This window comes from Crossiella sp. CA-258035 (genome assembly GCF_030064675.1).
GTDB lineage: Bacteria > Actinomycetota > Actinomycetes > Mycobacteriales > Pseudonocardiaceae > Crossiella.
On sequence record NZ_CP116413.1, the window covers coordinates 7,469,450 to 7,487,129 of the forward strand.

Genomic DNA, 17,680 nt, shown 5'->3' on the forward strand with positions numbered 1-17,680 from the left:
TCGCATTCCTCCCCGGCTACTCCAGCGGCGGTGCGAGCGGCAGTCGCAGCTCCACCGCGAACCCGCCGTGCGCGTGCGCGCCAGCGGTGAGGCTACCGTCGTAGAGCCTGGCGCGTTCCCGCATTCCGGCAAGGCCGTGGCCGGAGACCGGGCCGGTTCCGGCCGGGGCGGGCTGCTGGCCGTCGTCGACCACCCGCACGGTCAGCTCGCGCGGCCGGTAGTGCAGGTACACCGTGGCCGAGGCGGGCAGGGCGTGCTTGAGCACATTTGTCAGCGACTCCTGCACCACCCGGTAGGCGCACAGGTCGGGGCCGGGCGGCAGCGGGCGGCGGGTGCCGGTGACCACCAGCTCGGCGGGCACCCCGGCCGCGCGCACCCGGTTCAGCAGCTCCTCGATCCGGTCCAGGCCGGGCTGCGGGTCGAACTCCGGCTCCGGCTCGTCGTCCTCGGCGGGCAGCCGGAGCAGGGCCAGCACCCTGCGCATCTCGTCCAGTGCCTCGCGGCTGGTGTCGGCGATGGTGGCCAGCGCGTTGCTCGCGGTCGCCCGGTCGGTGTCGAAGACGTAGCGGGCCAGCCCGGCCTGCACCGAGATCACCGACATGTGGTGCGCGACCACGTCGTGCAGCTCGCGGGCGATGCGCACCCGCTCCTCGGTGACCGCGCGCTGGGCCAGGCGTTCCCGGTCGGCGTGCAGCTCCAGGGCCAGCTCGGCGAGCTGGTGGTTGCGCTGGGTGAGGCTGTGCCTGCTCGCGCCGAGCAGCCAGGCCACCGAGCCGTGCATGACCCACTGCACCAGGCTCACCCAGGACCCCCCGGTGAGCACCATCAGCGTCAGCAGCGCGGGGACCACGGCCATGACCACCGGCACCGACACCCTGGTCTGGCAGTGCGCGGCCACCGTGTACAGCGCGATCCAGGCGCCGAAGGGGGTGATCACGTCGGGGTAGCCGCACAGCAGGTAGGCCGAGTAGGCCGCGCTGGTCACCAGGAACACCAGGATCGGCGCCAGCCTGCGGAAGGCGTTGGGCATCACCGACAGGAAGACCAGCGCGACCACCAGCTCGGTCGGTTGACCGATGCCGAACGGCGGATCGCGGTGGACCAACAGCAGGGCAACGCAGGTGACAACCGCGGCCACGATCGTGTCGGCGACCTGCGGTTGCAGCGCCAGTGCCCAGCGCATCGCCGATCTGATCAGGCGCACGGACCAACGTTAGTGCCCTTCGGCGCACTCCGTCCCGTACCTGCGCATGGCATCGGGCATACCGCAAAAGTTGCAGACCGTCTCCGGGCTACCACCCGAGTTGGTGCCAAAAGTCGGTTGGGAGTGCGACGACCACACTCCGCACAGGGCATAGCTTGAATGCCGGTGTTCCTGCCGCCTGGGGGTTGGTGGGACCACCAGCTCAGGTAGTCGTCCCGGCCGGGTCGAGTACGGATGGGCCCCGACTCGGAGCCCGGCCGGGACGATTGTCTTCTCGTTCCAACACAGTTGTGTCAGAACAGGACCGTGCTGAACTGCCCCACCTGCTGGAACCCGATCCGCTGGTAGGCCGCGCGGGCCGGGGTGTTGTAGGCGTTGACGTACAGGCTGGCGATCCGGCCGAGGCCGCGGACCAGCCGGTCGGCCACCGCCGCGGTGCCCGCGGTGCCCAGTCCCTGCCCCCGCCGGTCCGGGTGCACCCAGACGCCCTGGATCTGGCCGACCCGCGCGGACAGCGCGCCGATCTCGGCCTTGAACACCACTTCACCCTGCTCGAACCGGGCGAACGCCCGCCCGCCCGCGACCAGTTCGGCGACCCTGGCCCGGTAGCTCGCGCCGCCGTCGTCGGCCCTGGGGTCGATGCCGACCTCTTCGATGAACATGGCCACCGCGGCCGGCAGGTACTGGTCCAGCTCGTCCGGCCGGACCGGGCGGACCAGCGGGTCCGGCGCGACCACCGGTTCACCGGCCATCGCCATCAGCGGCTGGTCCTCGCGCACCTCACGCGCCGGGCCCCACTCCGGGGTGAGCTCCTCCCACAGCGGCATCACCTGCTCGGCCGGGCCGACCAGGGAGGAGCAGCCGCGGCGGCGGCGCAGCGCGCGGTCGGCGAAGGCCTTGACCGCGGGCAACCCGCCGGAGAGCGGGACCAGGTTCGCGCCGGAGAAGCAGAGGCCGTCCAGCCTGCTGCCGAAGCCCCACATCTCCCCGCCCAGCCGCCAGGGATCGCATCCGGCGATCTCGACACGGGAGGCGACCATGCAGGCTGCCACGGGGTCGGCGTCGAGGGCGGCTCGAACCGCCCGCAGATCCCGTTCCTCGAGCAGCCGAGCCCCGGCAAGCTTCAGCACCCTGCAAGTCTGCCAAACACACCCGGCCGAGGGCACTGGGTCACCCAATGGTCGTCATCCCCCGGTTCACGAAGAGTTCACCGGGGGATGACGGGACCGCGTCAGGGCTGGGTCAGCCGGCGGCGGTCACCACGGGAGAGGCGCCCTCGACGGGCTCCATCTCCTCGGCGATGCGCATGGCCTCCTCGATCAGGGTCTCCACGATCTGCGACTCCGGCACGGTCTTGATGACCTTGCCCTTGACGAAGATCTGCCCCTTGCCGTTGCCCGAGGCGACACCCAGGTCGGCCTCGCGGGCCTCGCCGGGGCCGTTGACGACACAGCCCATGACCGCCACCCGCAGCGGCACCTCCATGCCCTCAAGGCCGGCGGTGACCTGCTCGGCCAGGGTGTAGACGTCGACCTGGGCGCGGCCGCAGGACGGGCAGGAGACGATCTCCAGCTTGCGCGGGCGCAGGTTCAGCGACTGCAGGATCTGGGTGCCGACCTTGATCTCCTCCACCGGCGGCGCCGACAGCGAGACCCGGATCGTGTCACCGATGCCCCGGGAGAGCAGCGCGCCGAAGGCCACCGCGGACTTGATGGTGCCCTGGAACGCCGGACCGGCCTCGGTGACACCCAGGTGCAGCGGGTAGTCGCACTGCTCGGCCAGCAGCTCGTAGGCGCGCACCATGACCACGGGGTCGTTGTGCTTCACCGAGATCTTGATGTCGTGGTAGTCGTGCTCGGCGAACAGCGAGGCTTCCCAGAGCGCGGACTCCACCAGCGCCTCGGGGGTGGCCTTGCCGTACTTGGCCAGCAGGCGGGGGTCCAGCGAACCGGCGTTGACCCCGATCCGGATCGGGATCCCGGCGTCCTTTGCCGCCTTGGCGATCTCGCCGACCTTGTCGTCGAACTTCTTGATGTTGCCCGGATTCACCCGGACCGCGGCGCACCCGGCGTCAATGGCGGCGAAAACGTACTTGGGCTGGAAATGGATATCCGCGATCACCGGAATGCCGGACTTCTTCGCGATCGCGGGCAGCGCCTCGGCGTCGTCCTGGCTGGGGCAGGCGACCCGGACGATGTCACAGCCCGCCGCGGTCAGCTCGGCGATCTGCTGCAGGGTCGAGTTGACGTCGGAGGTCAGCGTGGTGGTCATGGACTGGATGGACACGGGGTGGTCACTGCCCACGCCCACCTTGCCCACCTGAAGCTGACGGGTCTTGCGGCGCTCGGTCAGCACAGGCGGAGGCATCGCCGGAATGCCGAGCATGACACCGTCAACGGTCATCTTTGTTCAACTCCCCATAGGGTCGGCCGGTATTGACTACTTTACGCGACAGGGAAGTTCTCCCTTGGGGTCAGGTAGACCACCCCACGGACGGAAGTGTAACGAGATGCACCGCACGTGCATCTACGCAGAGTCACAAGTCTGCCGCCCAAACTGTGAGTTGGATCGATTCTGTCTTTCTCGAAAGGCCGTATCCGACATGGTCATCACTGCCGGTTGACGCGGTTCCGAGGGTACTTGGCCGGTGGCGGCCGGGGCGGGGGCAGGGGCGATGGTCACGTGTGAGATGCATCGGGAGCGGCGGGGCTGGGCTTGAGGTGTGGGGGTTGGGGCGGACGGCGGTGCCGTGGGTGGCAACAGGCAGCGGCAGGGGCGAACTGGGCAGCGGCAGCGGCAAGCCGGACAGCGGGCTGCTGGGGCGGCCGGTGGAGTAGGGCGGCGGTGGCGGCGCGGCGGACCGTGGTGGGCTCGGCGACGGGGGCCGCAGCGTTGGCCGACGTCTTGCGTGGCGAGGTGCGGCGCGAGGCCGAGGGTGCGGCTGGCGGCACAGGCGGCGGGCGGCCGGGCGGCCGGGCGGCCGGGCGGCCGGGCGGCCGGGCGGCGGAGCTTGGCGAAGTCGCGGCAGCGGGCGGCGGTGGCAAGCTGCGGCAGCCAGGCGGGCGGCGGCGCGGCGTTGTCACGAGGGCGAGGCCGATGGGGATGGTCTGGCCCGACCCCCGCGCGGACCCGGCGTTGGCGCGGCCCCGCTCCTGGCCACAGCGGGGTCGCCGTGGCTGGGAGCGGACGGCTGGGGCGTGGCCGGGTGGGGCGCGGCCTGGTCCGACGCTCGCGTGGACCGGGCGTGGGGCGGCCCCGCGTCCGGCCACAGCGGGTGCTGTGGCCGGAGCGGGGGTGCTCTCGGCTGGGGCGGGGCTGGTCAGCCCAGGCGGACGGGGTTGATGACATCGGCTACCAGGACCAGGGCGCCGTAGGCGATGATCACCAGGGAGATGGCGTAGGCCAGGGGCATGAGCTTGGCTACGTCGAAGGGGCCTGGGTCGGGGCGGCGGCGGAGCTTGGCGAAGCGGCGGCGGATGGACTCGTACAGGGCGCCGGCGATGTGGCCGCCGTCCAGGGGCAGCATCGGCAGCATGTTGAACAGGAACAGGGACAGGTTCAGCGCGGCCAGGATGTTGATCATCGCGGCGATGCGCACCGAGCCGGGGATGTCCAGGGCCGCGATCTCGCCGCCGATGCGGGCCACGCCCACGATGCCGACCGGGGAGTTGCGCTCGCGCTCGCCGCCGAAGACGGCGCTGACCAGCGCGGGCACCCGCTCCGGCAGCTGCACGATGGCGGTGGCCGCCTTGCCGAGCAGGCCGCCGATCTCGTGCGCCACGCCGGTGACGCCCAGGGTCTGCACCTCGGAGGTGGGTGACAGGCCGAGGAAGCCGACCGTGCTCACCTTCTTCGGGTCGTCCAGGTCCGGCATCTCGGTGGCGATCAGCTTCGGGGTCAGCGTGACCTGCTGGCCGCCGCGGTCCACCACCACGGGGACCTCCTTGCCCGCCGCGGCCCGGATCTCCGCGCGCACCGCGTCCCAGCTCTCCGCGGGCTTGCCGTTGAAGCTGACCAGCTTGTCGCCCGCCTTGAACCCGGCCGCGGCGGCAGGCGCGGCCGGGGCGTCCGCCGGGCACTCCTTGGCGGCCTGCTGGCTGGCCGGCAGCGCGCACTTGCTCACGCTGGCCACCGTGGTGGTCGGCATCTCCCGGCCGAAGCCCATCAGCGAGATGGAGAACAGCACCACCGCCAGGATCAGGTTCATGAACGGCCCGGCGAACATGACGATGATCCGCTTCCACGGTCGCCGCTGGTAGAACTGGCGGTCCACGTCCTCGGGGCGGACCTCCTCGGCCGAGGCGCTGCGGGCGTCGTCGACCATCGAGGAGAACATGCCGGTGCTGCGGTTGCGGCCCAGGTTGCCGCCGCCCACCGGCGGCAACATCCCGATCATGCGGATGTAGCCGCCGAAGGGCAGCGCCTTGATGCCGTACTCGGTCTCGCCGATCCGCCTCGACCAGAGCGTGCGGCCGAAGCCCACCATGTACTGGGTGACCTTGACGCCGAACAGCTTGGCCGTGCTGAGGTGGCCCAGCTCGTGCCAGGCGATGGAGAACAGGATCCCGAACACCAGGATCAGGACGCCCAGCACGAACATCATCTAGGTGGCTCCTCGTTCTGCTTACTCGGCTGCGCGCGGCAGGCCGAGGAGCTCCTTGGCCCGGGTCCGGGCCCATTCCTCGGCTGCCAGCACTTCCTCCACGGTAGACGGTTCGGCGGACCACTGGTTGCCTTCATCCACAACCCGGGCGACCGTGTCCACGATGTCCAGGAAACCGAGGGCGCCGTCGCGGAAGGCGGCGACCGCCTCCTCGTTGGCCGCGTTGTACAGCGCGGGCATGCAGCCACCGGCCGTGCCGACCGCCCTGGCCAGCGCGACCGCGGGGAAGGCGGCGTCGTCCACCGGCTCGAAGGTCCAGGACTGGGCCTGGCTGAAGTCGCAGGCGGCGGCCGCGTCCAGGAGCCGGTCCGGCCAGCCGAGGGCGAGCGCGATGGGCAGCCGCATGTCCGGCGGGCTGGCCTGGGCCAGGGTGGAGCCGTCGATGAAGGTGACCATGGAGTGCACGATGGACTGCGGGTGCACCACCACGTCGATCTGCTCGTACGGCACGCCGTAGAGCAGCTGGGCCTCGATCAGCTCCAGGCCCTTGTTGACCATGGTGGCCGAGTTGATGGTGATCACCGGGCCCATCGACCAGTTCGGGTGCGCCATCGCCTGCGCCAGCGTGACCTGGGCCATCTGCTCCCTGGTGCGGCCGCGGAAGGGCCCGCCGGAGGCGGTGAGCACCAGCTTGGCGACCTCCTCGGCGCGCCCGCCGCGCAGGCACTGGGCCAGCGCGGAGTGCTCGGAGTCCACCGGCACGATCTGGCCGGGCTTGGCCGCCTTGGTGACCAGCGGGCCGCCCGCGACCAGCGACTCCTTGTTGGCCAGCGCGAGCACCGCGCCGCTTTCCAGCGCGGCCAGCGTCGGGGCCAGGCCCTGAGAGCCGGGCATCGCGTTGAGCACCACGTCGGCCGGACTGCTCTTGATCAGCTCGACCATGGACTGCGGACCGGCCAGGATCCGGGGCAGCCGCAGCTCGCCCCGCTCGAAGCCGCGCTTCTGCGCCTCGGCGTAGAGCGCCAGCTGCAGGTCCTCCACCGCGGTCGCGCGGGCCAGCGCCACCACCGGCACCTCGAACTCCAGCGCCTGGGCGGCCACCGTGGCGGCGTCGCTGCCGCCCGCGCCGAGCCCGGCGACCCGGAAGCGGTCCGGGTGGGCGCGCAGGACGTCCAGCGTCTGGGTGCCGATCGACCCGGTCGAGCCGAGCAGAATGACGGAACGCGGTGACTCGGAAGTGGGCATTCGGTACTCCATCACGGTCATTCTCCCTGTTCCGGAAGTGCGCTCCGCCGCGCGCGGCAGGAGCATGCAGCCATCCTCGGCCATCGGTGCTCGGAAGTGTGATCGACATCAGGGTGTGAAGACCGAAGCGCCGGGTAACTCTGTCAGTGCGCAACGCGAGTCGCGCCGGGCTTCGGCGCGATCGGCTGGAAGGAGAGTCTCGTGGGTATCCTCGGGTGGATCGTGGTCGGTCTCATCGCTGGTGCGCTGGCCAAAGCCATCATGCCCGGCAACGACCCCGGCGGAATCCTGGTGACGATGCTGATCGGCATCGTCGGCGGAGTCATCGGCGGCTTTGTCGGGCGGCTCATCTTCAACACGGACACCGGATCGTTCTTCGACCTTCGGACGTGGCTGCTGGCAATCCTGGGCTCGGTGATCGTGCTCGCGATCTACCGGCTCGTTGTCGGGAGGCGAACGGCGGCCTGACCGCAGCACCACGCGCGAAAGCCCGGGACACCGTCGTGGCCCCGGGCTTTCGCGCGTTCAGGCCAGGTCAGGACTTGATGACGCCCCGGTCCGCGGCGGCCTTGGCCAGCCACTGCCCGGCCCGGTCGGCCAGCCGGGGGAAGTGCCGGTAGAGGCCGCTGACCAGCCGGGCGCTGGCCGGCGCGACCACCACCGCCTTGTTCCGGTCGATGCCGTGCAGCACCGCCCTGGCCAGCTGTTCGGGCTGGAAGGCCGGTCCCTTGCCCTCCAGCGCGGTGATCCGCTGCGCGCTGGGCACCGGCGGCAGGCCGGGGTTGGGGATGAAGCCGGTGTTGGTCATGCCAGGGCAGACCACGGTGACCTTCACTCCCCGGGTGGCGGCCTCGGCGCGCAGGGTCTTGCTCAGCCCGACCACCGCGTGCTTGGTGGCCGCGTACGGCGCGATCAGCGGGAACGGGGCCAGGCCAGCCACCGAGGCGATGTTCACGATGTGGCCGGAGCCCTGCTGGAGCATGATCGGGTAGGCCGCGTGCACACCGTGCACGACCCCGCGCAGGTTGACCTCCAGCGCCAGGTTCCAGTGCTCAAGACCGAGGTCCTCCACCGCGCCGGCCACGATCACGCCGGCGTTGTTGACCATCAGGTCGAGCTTGCCGTGCTCGGCGTGCGCGGCGCGGACCACCGTGCCGACCGCCTCGGCGTCGGTCACGTCCAACTGGGCCGCACTCGCCTGTCCCGGCCCGTGTCCGGCGAGCTTGTCAGCGACCTCTTCGGCCTTGTCCCCGTTGAGGTCCGTCACCACGACCGTGTCGCCGCGCAGGACCAGTGCCGTCGCGATCGCCCGTCCGATGCCGGACGCCGCGCCGGTCACCACCGCCACCCTTGTCATGACCGAGAGCAATACCACGATCACCGACTGGAGGCATGGGCCGAAGGTCAGGAACTCCTCCGCCGGGACGCACACAGCGGCGCCGGGAGGCACGAGGCCGCCCGGCGCCGCTGGGAGGAGCTCAGCTCACTTGGTGCTGTACACGCGGATCTTCATCGAGGTGCCGTCCTGCTGGAGCACCCGGATGCCGACGCCGGCGTTGGCCACCTTGACACCGGCGGTCGGCTGGCTGGCCGACCAGTAGGGCTTGGTGTCGTCGAACAGCGGCTTGGCCGGCTGGCCGCGCACGTAGCTCGGCTTGCCGTTGACGTGCAGCGTGAAGGAGTCCGACTTCTGCAGCGAGAACGGCGCGTCGTAGCCCGCGATGCGCGGACGCCAGGCCTGACCCTCGAGGTTGTAGATCGGGTCGGGGTTGGCGTCGATCGGCAGGATCAGGCCCTCACCGGGGTGCGCGCTGGTGTTGTTGTCCACCTGCGAGGTGTCCCAGTAGGAGACCAGCAGCCCGTCCTGGTACGGGAACCGCTCCGACCAGCGCGGGCGCGCGGGCCAGCCGTAGTTGTACGGGCCGGTCTTCATGTACTTGTCGAAGGAGGCGTAGGTCCGGTTGGTGGCCACGTAGAAGTGGTCGTAGGACTTGGTCTCCGTGCCGGTGGTGGTGCGGAAGCCCTTGAGCTTCCACCCGTTCTCGCCGCTCTCCGCGCCGTCGGTGAACACCGTCTGGCCGTCGGCGACGATCTTGAGGTCGTCGGCGAAGAAGCCGATCGGGGCCACGCCGCCGTCGGTCAGGTAGCGGAAGCGGAACAGCGCCTTCTTGCCGGCCAGCGGGGTCAGCGGGATCTGGGTGTCGACCCACTTGCCGTCGCTGGTGCCGGTGATCGAGGGCTTGTCAGCGGCGTCCTTCGGGAAGGGCTTGCCGTCGAGGGTGCCGTCCAGCGTGGTCCAGTTCGCCCCGTTGTCGGTGGAGTACTGGGCGTAGATGTAGTCGAAGTCGATCTCGATGTCGTACCGCGACTTCAGGCTCAGCGCGGCCGCGGTCTTGCCGGTAAGGTCGATCTCCCTGGTGAAGGTGTTGTCCAGCTCGTCGCCCTGGCCGCTCCACCACTGGTTGGCGCCGGCGAAGGGCGCGCCCAGCTGGGTGGTCTTCTGCTTGTCCGGCAGCACCACCACGACGCCCTGCGCCTTGTCGGTGTTGTACTCGTGCGGGCCGAGCTCGAGCTGCTTGTCCTGGCCCGCCACCACGGTCTCGTAGTCCAGCCAGCCCAGCTGCAGCTTGTCCCAGGCGGACAGGTCAGCCGCGCGGGTGCCGATGCCCTCGTTGACCGGGGAGACCCGGCTCTGGCCCATCAGCGACCACCAGTTGACGCCGTTCTCCTGCGCCCCGCCCGGTCCGGCGGTGTCGTAGTGGTCCGGCAGGCCGAGGTCGTGGCCGTACTCGTGCGCGAACACGCCGAGCCCGCCGTTCTCCGGCTGGATGGTGTAGTCGCCGACCCAGATGCCGGTGTCGCCGACCTGCGCGCCGCCGCGCTTGTTGAAGCCGGGGCCGGTCTGGCCGGAGCTGGTGTTGTAGGCGTACCAGCGGTGGGACCAGATCGCGTCCTCGCCCTGGGTCGGGTCGCCGTCGGCCTGGTCGCCGCCGGAGTGCACGATCTGGAAGTGGTCCAGGTAGCCGTCGGACTCGTTGAAGTCGCCGTCGGCGTCGTAGTCGTAGCGGTCCCAGGTGTCGTACTCGGCGAGCTTGGCCTTGATCTGCTCGGTGCTCTCACCGGCGGCCTTGCGGTCGGCGACCCACTGGTTGACGCCGTCCTTGACCAGCTCCCAGGTGTTGTTGCAGGTGCTGCCGGGGCACGGGTAGCCGTTGGAGCGGCCGTAGCGCGCCTCGTTGTACTTGACCTTGACCCAGTCGGTGACCAGGCCGTCGACGGAGTACCGGCCGGAGGACTGGCGCTCGTAGAAGGTCTTCAGCGACTCGACGTTCTCGCCGGCGCCGAAGTACATCTTCTCGAAGTGGGCCTTGGAGTAGTCCGGCTGCCAGATGGTCGAGTTGTCCACGCCGCGGTTGGGGGCGGGGATCTCGTTGTGCAGCGGGCCGTCGAAGCGGGCCGGGCCGGGGGTCGCCGCGTGGGTGTCCTGGTCCGGGTACTGCGGGTGCCGCTCGTTGCCGAACTCGGTCAGGATGACGAAGATCTTGTCGGTCTTCTCCCTGGCCAGCTCGACGTACTGGTCGACACGGGGCGCCTCGGCGGTCTTCGCGCCGCGCTCGCGGGCCACGCCCTCCTGCTGCTGGGGGGCGGCGCCGATCTTGGCGACGGTGGACGAGCCACGCTTCTCGGTCTTGGTCTCGCCGCTGATCACCTGGGAGATCGCCTCGGTGCGCAGTGCGCGGCGCTTCTCCTCCAGCGGGTTGGGCAGCTCGTGGTCTGCCTCCACCTCGGTCACGGCCTTGGTCTTCGTGTCCGCGGCCGGGGCCGCGGTGGCGACCCAGGGCGCGGTGGCGCCGAGCATGGCCACCACGGCCAGCCCAACGGTCATTCTTCTGTGCACGTGCCCTCCCGTGACAGGCGTCGGAGCTGATCAGGTGTGCAGTGACGCTCCGACAGCATGTTGAACGGAACGAACCATACGAGTGATCCCGGCCAGGTGAAATGGCCATCACGCATCGTGATGAAGCGGTTGCCTGACTGGCGGCGGCGGTCAATCCGATCGGCTGGTTGACTTGAAACCGATCTCGCAGGCGGCTCGCGCCGCCGGAAGTGGAGCCGCCGGATGACCGCCACCGCGCAGCGCGTGCGCCAGGCCCGTGACCTGCTCGGGCAGGTCCACCAGGAGTTGACCGAAGGGGGCAGCCGGGATCCCTCGGTGGCGGAGGTGGTGAGCATCCTTACGGAGCTACCGGGCCTGCTCAGAGCCACCGCGGGGCTGCTCGACCAGGTGGATCCGGCGGTCGCCCCGGTGGTGCTGGACAGCGCTTCCTCACCGGGCTGGCTGCACTCCCCGGCCGAGCGCGCCCGCTATGTCGCCAGCTCGCTGCGGAGCAAGGCCGACGACGTCGTGGGGATCACCGCGAAGCTCCGGCTGGCGCGCTGAACAGGTCTGGACCCATGCGCGGATTGCCAGTTTTGCATGGGTGTCCGGTGAGCCTGTTCAGCGCGATTCCCAGTTTTACCGACACTACGGACGGTTCACCCGGACGAGGGCGGCGGCGAGCACGGCGGCCAGGACCAGCACCCCGGCCGCGACCACCACGGTGACGTGCATGCCGCTGACGAAGGCCAGCTTGGCCGCCTCGGTCAGCGCGGAGGAGGCCGGTCCGGGCAGCTCAGCGGCCACCGCCAGCGCGCCCGCCGGGGTGTCCTTGGCGGCCGCGGCCGCCTCGGCGGGCAGGCCGGGGGGCAGCGCGGCGGTGACCTCGGTGCGGTAGACCAGCCCGATCCCGACGCTGCCCAGGATCGCCATGCCCAGCGCGCCGCCGAGCTCGGTGCCGGTCTCCGACAGCGCGGAGGCCGCGCCGGCGCGCTCGGGCGGGGCCGCGGCCAGCACCAGGTCGTTGGCCAGCGCGGTGACCAGGCCCAGGCCCACGGCCATCACGGTCATCCCGGTGACCACCCAGGTCAGCCCGCTCCGGTCCACGCCCGCGGCGGTGAGCAGCAGCAGTCCGGCCGCGCCGACCAGCAGTCCGGTCGCGATCACCAGGCCGGGCCGGAACCGCCGGGCCAGCGCCGGGCCGAGGCCGGTGCCGACAGCCATGCCGAGGAAGACCGGCAGGCCCCAGAGCGCGGCCACGAACGGCCGGTAGCCGAGCACGGTTTGCAGGTACTGGGCGGTGAACAGGGTGATGCCGCCGATGGCGAACAGGGTCAGGGTGGCGGCGAGGATGGCCACCGCGAAGCCGGGGGTGCGGAACAGGCTCAGCTCCAGCATCGGGTCCGGGCGCTGCTGGCGGCCGATGAACCACAGCCCGAAGGCCAGTCCGGCCACGATCGCGGCCAGGGGTTCCCAGCCGAGGCCGTCGGTGGCGAGCCGCTTCACGCCGTAGATCACCGGCAGCATGGCCAGCAGTGAGAGCAGCGCGCTGAACAGGTCGAACCGGCCGGGCCGCGGATCGCGGGACTCGGGCAGCAGGACTGGGGCGAGCACCACCAGCAGCAGCATCGCGGGCACGTTGACCAGGAACGCGGTGCCCCAGTGGAAGTTCTCCAGCAGCAGTCCGCCGAGCACCGGCCCGAGCACCGCTCCCCCGGCGAAGGCGGCGGTCCACACCGAGATCGCGGTGGACCGCTGGGTGGCGTCCTGGAACATCACGCGGATCAGCGCCAGCGTGGACGGGGCCAGCGTGGCGCCGCCGACGCCGAGCAGCGCCCGCGCCGCGATCAGCAGTTCCGGGCTGGTGGCGTTGGCGGCCAGCACCGAGGCCAGGCCGAAGAGCAGGCCACCGGCCACCAGCAGCTTCCGCCGCCCGATCCGGTCACCCAGGGTGCCCATCGTGACCAGCAGCCCGGCCAGCAGGAACCCGTACACGTCCATGATCCACAGCAGTTGTCCCCCGGTTGGCTGAAGTTCGGCGGAGAGGAACGGCACCGCGAACAGCAGGATCGACAGGTCCATCGCCACCAGCAGGGCCGGCAGCACCAGCACCGCCAGGCCCAGCCACTGCCGCACCCCCGCGCGGTCGGTCATTACGGTCATAGCGGTTAATCATACGTACGTCTAATACATCTGTATAGATCCTAGGATGGGCGGCGTGGGACACCGTGAAGATCTGTTGGCCGGGGCCAAGCGCTGCCTGCTGGAGCGCGGGTACGCGCGCACCACGGCGCGGGACATCGTCGCCGCCTCCGGGACCAACCTCGCCAGCATCGGCTACCACTTCGGGTCCAAGGAGGCGCTGCTGACCCAGGCCATGATCGAGGCGCTCACCGAGGCCACCGAGGCGGTTAGTCAGGCCATGCCGATCGACCACGCCGCCCCGGCGCGGGACCGCCTGGAGACGACCTGGCACCAGGTCTCGGTCTCCACCAAGGACGCGCCCGCGATGTGGCGGGCCAGTCTGGAGGCGTTCCTGGTCGGCGCTCACCAGGCCGAGGTGCTGGAGGTGCTGCGCGAGCTGCACGCCTTCCAGCGCCGGGAGCTGACCGCGGAGCTGCTGGGCGTGCCTGCCGAGCAGGTCGATCAGGAGCAGGCGGGCACGCTGGGCGCGCTGCTGCTGGCCATGGCCACCGGGCTGTCCATGCAGACCATGGTCGACCCGGAGCGCGCGCCCACCGCCAAGGACATGGCGGCCGGACTGCGGCAGCTGGCCGAGGTGCTGGAGGCCGACTAGACCAGGGTGATCCGGCCGCCCGCCTTGCGCGCCCGGTAGGACGCGGCGGCCACGCCCGCCAGGAGCAGCACCGCGCTCAGCGCGACCATCGCGGTGGACAGGGCCACGATCTCCGGGGAGATGCCGCGCTTGCTGGCCTGGCCGTAGACGAAGACCGGCAGCGTGGTGGAACCGGCGTCGCCGAGGTAGCTGGAGATCACCACGTCGTCGAAGGACAACAGGAAGGCGAAGGCCGCGCCCGCCGCCACCGCGGGGGCGACCAGCGGCCAGGTCACCGTGCGGAAGGCGGTGAACGGGTCCGCGCCCAGGTCCGCGGCGGCCTCCTCCAGCCGCGGGTCCATCCCGGCCAGCCGGGCCCGGACCACCACGACCACGAAGCTGAGCGAGAAGGCCACGTGCGCGGCCAGCAGCGCGCCGAAGCCGAGCGGGATCCCGGCCAGCTTCACGCAGAAGGCCAGCAGGCTCACGCCCATCACCACCTCCGGCACCACCAGCGGCAGGCTGAGCAGCACCGTCCACACCGCGCGGCCCCGGAATGCCTTGCGCAGCCCGAAGGCGGCCAGTGTGCCCAGCAGCACGCACACCGCCGCGCTGGCCAGCGCCAGCCGCAGGGTCAGGCCGAGCGCGCTGAGCACCCGCTCGTCCGCCGCCAGCGCGGCGTACCAACGGGTGCTGAACCCGGTGATCCGGCTGACCCGCGCGGAGTCGTTGAACGAGGCCAGCGCCAGCCAGCCGATCGGCAGGTACAGGAAGGCGAAGACCAGCGCCACGGCCAGGCCCAGCCGCCAGGGGCGTCTCACAGCACGTCCTCCCCTCGGCGGCCGCGCAGCACGAGCACCAGCACGACCAGCACCAGCAGCAGCACCGCCATCGCCGAGCCGAGCGGCCAGTTGTTGCCGCTGCGGAACTGGTCGTCGATCACGCTGCCGAAGGTGGACTGGTCCACCCCGCCGAGCAGTTTCGGGGTCACGAAGTCACCGGCCGCGGGCACCAGCACCAGCAGCGAACCGGCCAGCACGCCGGGGGCCACGCCGGGCAGCACCACGTGCAGGAAGGTGGACACCCGGCCGTGCCCGAGGTCGTAGGAGGCCTCGGCCAGCCGGTGGTCGAAGCGCTCGCAGGCCACGTAGAGCGGCAGCACCATGAACGGCAGGAACCCGTAGCTCAGGCCGAGCACGACCGCGCCGTCGGTGCGCAGGAAGCCGCCGTCGACGCCCAGCCCGAACAGGCCGAGCGCCTGGTTGACCAGGCCGTCCTCGTCCAGCAGCGCCTTCCAGGCGTAGATCCGGGCCAGGTAGGAGGACCAGAACGGCACCAGCACCGCGGCCAGCAGCGCGGTCCGCCAGCGGCCGCCGTGCCGGGCGATGAACCAGGCCAGCGGGAAGCCCAGCAGCAGGCAGACCGCGGTGGTGGCCAGCGCGTAGAGCAGGGTGCGGCCGAAGATGGGCAGGAAGGCCGGATCCAGCGCGCTGCGGTAGGCCTGGCTGGTCCAGGGCAGCACCACGTGCGTGACGCCGGTGTCCCGGGTGGCGAAGCTGTACTGCACCACCAGGGCCAGCGGGGCGAGCAGGAAGATGGCCAGCCACAGCCCGGCCGGGGTGAGCAGGGCGTGCCGTTTGAGCTGCCCGGTCAACCCGTCTTCACCTTGGTCCACGCGTCCGCGTAGCGGGCCTCGACCTCCCGGTCCAGGTCCTTGGTGAAGGGCAGCTTGGCCAGCGCCTCCTCCGAGGGGTAGACCAGCGGGTCCTCCAGCAGCTCCTTGTCGATCATCGGCTTGGCCGCGGTGTTCGGGCTGCCGTAGCGGACCGCGTTGGCCAGCTTCGCGCCCACGTCGGCGCGCAGGATGTAGTCGATGAACCGGTGCGCGTTCACCGCGTGCGGGGCGTTCTTGGGCACGCACAACAGGTCCACATAGGACAGTCCGCCCTCGGTGGGGATGGCGTAGGCCACGTCCTCGTTGTCGTCGCGGGCCTGGAAGGCGTCGCCCGAGTAGACCTGGGCCAGCACCACCTGGCCGGAGGTGAGCGGCTCGATCACGTCGGAGGTGATCTGGCCGATCTTCTTCTTCAGCCCGAGCAGGTAGCGCACCGCCTCCTCGATCTTGGCCGGGTCGGTGGTGTTCGGGTCGTGCCCCAGCGCCAGTAAGCCCAGCGACATGCCGTCGCGGGCCTCGTCCAGGATCGAGCTGCGGCCCTTGACCGCGGGGTGGTCGAAGGCGCTGAAGCCGGAGAAGGTGCCCAGCGTCTTCTTGGAGTAGGCCAGGCCGGTGGTGCCCCAGGCCCAGGGCGCGGAGTAGCGGTTGCCCGGGTCGTAGTCGGCCTCGGTGAACCGCTTGTCCAGGTTGCGCAGGTTCGGGATCAGGCCGTGGTCCAAGGGCTGGAGCAGCCCGGCGCGGCGGAACCGGCGCAGGAAGTTGTCGCTGGGCACCACCAGGTCGTAGCCCGCGCCGCCGGAGGCGATCTTGGCTTCCATCTCGTCGTTGGAGCTGAAGTTGTCGTAGGTGACCTTGATGCCGGAGTCGGCCTCGAACCCGGTGAGGGTGTCCGGCGCGATGTAGTCGGTCCAGTTGTAGAAGTTGAGCTGCTTCTCGTCCTTGGCGTTGCTGGCCTTGACCTTCGTGGTCTCGGGACCGCTCGGCGTCGGCGCGGGGCCGATGCCGCAGGCGCCCAGGCCCTGCGCGGCCACGGCGAAGAAGGCCATCGAGCGCAGCATGCTCCGGCGGCTGACCCGGGGGCCGCTGGTGTCCCACAGCCGGGCGATCCGCACCTGCTCGGTCATCGCTTCTTCCCCTGTTCGGCCAGGACGACGGTGTACTCCGGATCCCAGGCCAGGCGCACCGGCTGACCTGGGGTGCCCGCGTCGGAGATCCGGCGGGTGTTCTGCACGAACGCGGCCAGCTGGCCGCCGCCGGGCACGTCGATGACGTACTGGGTGGACATCCCGGTGTAGACCACGTCGTGCACCGTGCCGTCGAGCACGCACCAGCCCTCCGGCGGCTGCTCGGCGCCGTCGAGGTCGTAGAGGTGCAGCTTCTCCGGCCGCACGGTGACCGCGAGGCCCTCGCCGTGCCCGATCGGACGGCCCGGCGGGCGGGCGCGCAGCCTGCGCACGCCGGGGGCGGACAACTCCAGCCAGTGGCCCTCGGAGCCGGTCACGGTGCCGTCGAGGATGTTGGAGGTGCCGATGAACCCGGCCACGAACCGGGTCGCGGGCCGCTCGTAGACGTCCTCGGGGTAGCCGACCTGCTCCACCCGGCCCGCGTTGAGCACCGCGATCCGGTGCGAGAGGACCAGCGCCTCCTCCTGGTCGTGGGTGACGTAGAGGAAGGTGGTGCCCACCTCGCGCTGGATCCGCATCAGCTCGATCTGCATCTGCTTGCGCAGCTGGGCGTCCAGCGCGCCCAGCGGCTCGTCCAGCAGCAGCAACCGCGGCTGGGCGGCCAGCGCGCGGGCGATGGCCACCCGCTGCTGCTGCCCGCCGGAGAGCTGCGCGGGCCGCCGCTTGGCGAACCCGGCGAGCTGGACCAGCTCCAGGTGCTCGCCCACCCGCTTCTTCAGCTCCGCGCCGCGCAGCTTCTTGCGGCGCAGCCCGTAGGCCACGTTGTCCCACACGGACAGGTGCGGGAACAGCGCGTAGGACTGGAAGACGGTGTTCACATCGCGCCGGTAGGGCGGCACGCCGACCATCTCCGCGCCGTCCAGCTCGATCCGCCCGGAGTCCGGGTCGGCGAACCCGGCGATCATCCGCAGCAGCGTGGTCTTGCCGCAGCCGGAGGGTCCGAGCACGGAGAAGAACTCGCCCTCGTGCACCCGTAGGTCCACACCGTCGACGGCGACCTGGTCGGCGAAGCGGCGGGTGACGCCGTAGATGCCGACCGCGACCGGGGCGTAGGTGTCCGGGGTGCGCGCTTCGACGGGATGGAACTCAGCGGTCAATCCGAGGACCTCCAGGCAC

General features: G+C 70.9%; 15 protein-coding genes. 3 read left to right on the forward strand and 12 right to left on the reverse strand.

Annotated features, from left to right (window positions below; all coding sequences use genetic code 11):
* Positions 1 to 16 precede the first annotated feature (16 nt).
* The 5 genes from N8J89_RS33520 to dxr form a co-directional block, all read right to left on the reverse strand.
* A complete protein-coding gene (locus N8J89_RS33520) occupies positions 17 to 1,204 on the reverse strand; it encodes a sensor histidine kinase (protein ID WP_283660982.1) in 1,188 nt (395 codons plus the stop codon).
* A 293-nt stretch (positions 1,205 to 1,497) separates the two neighbouring features.
* A complete protein-coding gene (locus N8J89_RS33525; protein ID WP_252480683.1) occupies positions 1,498 to 2,334 on the reverse strand; it encodes a GNAT family N-acetyltransferase in 837 nt (278 codons plus the stop codon).
* Positions 2,335 to 2,446: 112 nt separating this feature from the next.
* Complete coding sequence (gene ispG / locus N8J89_RS33530) at positions 2,447 to 3,607, reverse strand: flavodoxin-dependent (E)-4-hydroxy-3-methylbut-2-enyl-diphosphate synthase (RefSeq protein WP_252480682.1); 1,161 nt, start codon at positions 3,605 to 3,607, stop codon at positions 2,447 to 2,449.
* 916 nt (positions 3,608 to 4,523) lie between these two features.
* Positions 4,524 to 5,807, reverse strand: coding sequence for a M50 family metallopeptidase (locus tag N8J89_RS33535; protein WP_283660983.1), 1,284 nt, complete (start codon positions 5,805 to 5,807; stop codon positions 4,524 to 4,526).
* A gap of 21 nt (positions 5,808 to 5,828) precedes the next feature.
* Complete coding sequence (gene dxr, locus N8J89_RS33540) at positions 5,829 to 7,052, reverse strand: 1-deoxy-D-xylulose-5-phosphate reductoisomerase (RefSeq protein WP_283660984.1); 1,224 nt, start codon at positions 7,050 to 7,052, stop codon at positions 5,829 to 5,831.
* 201 nt (positions 7,053 to 7,253) lie between these two features.
* Here dxr and N8J89_RS33545 point away from each other — a divergent pair, with 201 nt between their 5' ends.
* Positions 7,254 to 7,520 carry a GlsB/YeaQ/YmgE family stress response membrane protein gene (locus tag N8J89_RS33545; RefSeq protein ID WP_252486166.1) on the forward strand — a complete coding sequence of 89 codons (267 nt, stop codon included), beginning with the start codon at positions 7,254 to 7,256 and terminating at the stop codon, positions 7,518 to 7,520.
* Between the two features lie 67 nt (positions 7,521 to 7,587).
* Here the strand turns inward: N8J89_RS33545 and N8J89_RS33550 are convergent, their stop codons facing one another.
* Both N8J89_RS33550 and N8J89_RS33555 read right to left on the reverse strand, forming a co-directional pair.
* On the reverse strand, positions 7,588 to 8,391 hold the full coding sequence (locus N8J89_RS33550) for an SDR family NAD(P)-dependent oxidoreductase (RefSeq protein WP_283660985.1): 804 nt from the start codon (positions 8,389 to 8,391) through the stop codon (positions 7,588 to 7,590).
* Positions 8,392 to 8,535: 144 nt separating this feature from the next.
* Complete coding sequence (locus N8J89_RS33555) at positions 8,536 to 10,950, reverse strand: immune inhibitor A domain-containing protein (protein ID WP_283660986.1); 2,415 nt, start codon at positions 10,948 to 10,950, stop codon at positions 8,536 to 8,538.
* Between the two features lie 222 nt (positions 10,951 to 11,172).
* Here N8J89_RS33555 and N8J89_RS33560 point away from each other — a divergent pair, with 222 nt between their 5' ends.
* Complete coding sequence (locus N8J89_RS33560) at positions 11,173 to 11,493, forward strand: hypothetical protein (protein WP_283660987.1); 321 nt, start codon at positions 11,173 to 11,175, stop codon at positions 11,491 to 11,493.
* 84 nt (positions 11,494 to 11,577) lie between these two features.
* Here N8J89_RS33560 and N8J89_RS33565 read toward each other — a convergent pair whose 3' ends face one another.
* Positions 11,578 to 13,092, reverse strand: a complete 1,515-nt coding sequence (locus N8J89_RS33565; protein WP_283660988.1) for an MFS transporter — start codon at positions 13,090 to 13,092, stop codon at positions 11,578 to 11,580.
* Between the two features lie 55 nt (positions 13,093 to 13,147).
* Between N8J89_RS33565 and N8J89_RS33570 the strand changes: the two genes are divergently transcribed.
* Positions 13,148 to 13,726, forward strand: a complete 579-nt coding sequence (locus N8J89_RS33570) for a TetR/AcrR family transcriptional regulator (protein ID WP_283660989.1) — start codon at positions 13,148 to 13,150, stop codon at positions 13,724 to 13,726.
* Here the strand turns inward: N8J89_RS33570 and N8J89_RS33575 are convergent.
* The 4 genes from N8J89_RS33575 to N8J89_RS33590 are packed head-to-tail and all read right to left on the reverse strand — an operon-like array spanning position 13,723 to position 17,661.
* Positions 13,723 to 14,526: an ABC transporter permease gene (locus N8J89_RS33575; protein WP_283660990.1), complete on the reverse strand. Its 804-nt coding sequence runs from the start codon at positions 14,524 to 14,526 to the stop codon at positions 13,723 to 13,725. The two genes, N8J89_RS33570 and N8J89_RS33575, sit on opposite strands and share 4 nt — an antisense overlap.
* Complete coding sequence (locus tag N8J89_RS33580) at positions 14,523 to 15,359, reverse strand: ABC transporter permease (protein WP_283660991.1); 837 nt, start codon at positions 15,357 to 15,359, stop codon at positions 14,523 to 14,525. The genes N8J89_RS33575 and N8J89_RS33580 overlap by 4 nt, the downstream gene beginning before the upstream one ends.
* Complete coding sequence (locus N8J89_RS33585) at positions 15,356 to 16,504, reverse strand: polyamine ABC transporter substrate-binding protein (RefSeq protein ID WP_283660992.1); 1,149 nt, start codon at positions 16,502 to 16,504, stop codon at positions 15,356 to 15,358. Before N8J89_RS33585 ends, N8J89_RS33580 begins: the two co-directional genes overlap by 4 nt.
* Positions 16,501 to 17,661 carry an ABC transporter ATP-binding protein gene (locus N8J89_RS33590; protein WP_283660993.1) on the reverse strand — a complete coding sequence of 387 codons (1,161 nt, stop codon included), beginning with the start codon at positions 17,659 to 17,661 and terminating at the stop codon, positions 16,501 to 16,503. The genes N8J89_RS33585 and N8J89_RS33590 overlap by 4 nt, the downstream gene beginning before the upstream one ends.
* Between the last annotated feature and the right edge of the window lie 19 nt (positions 17,662 to 17,680).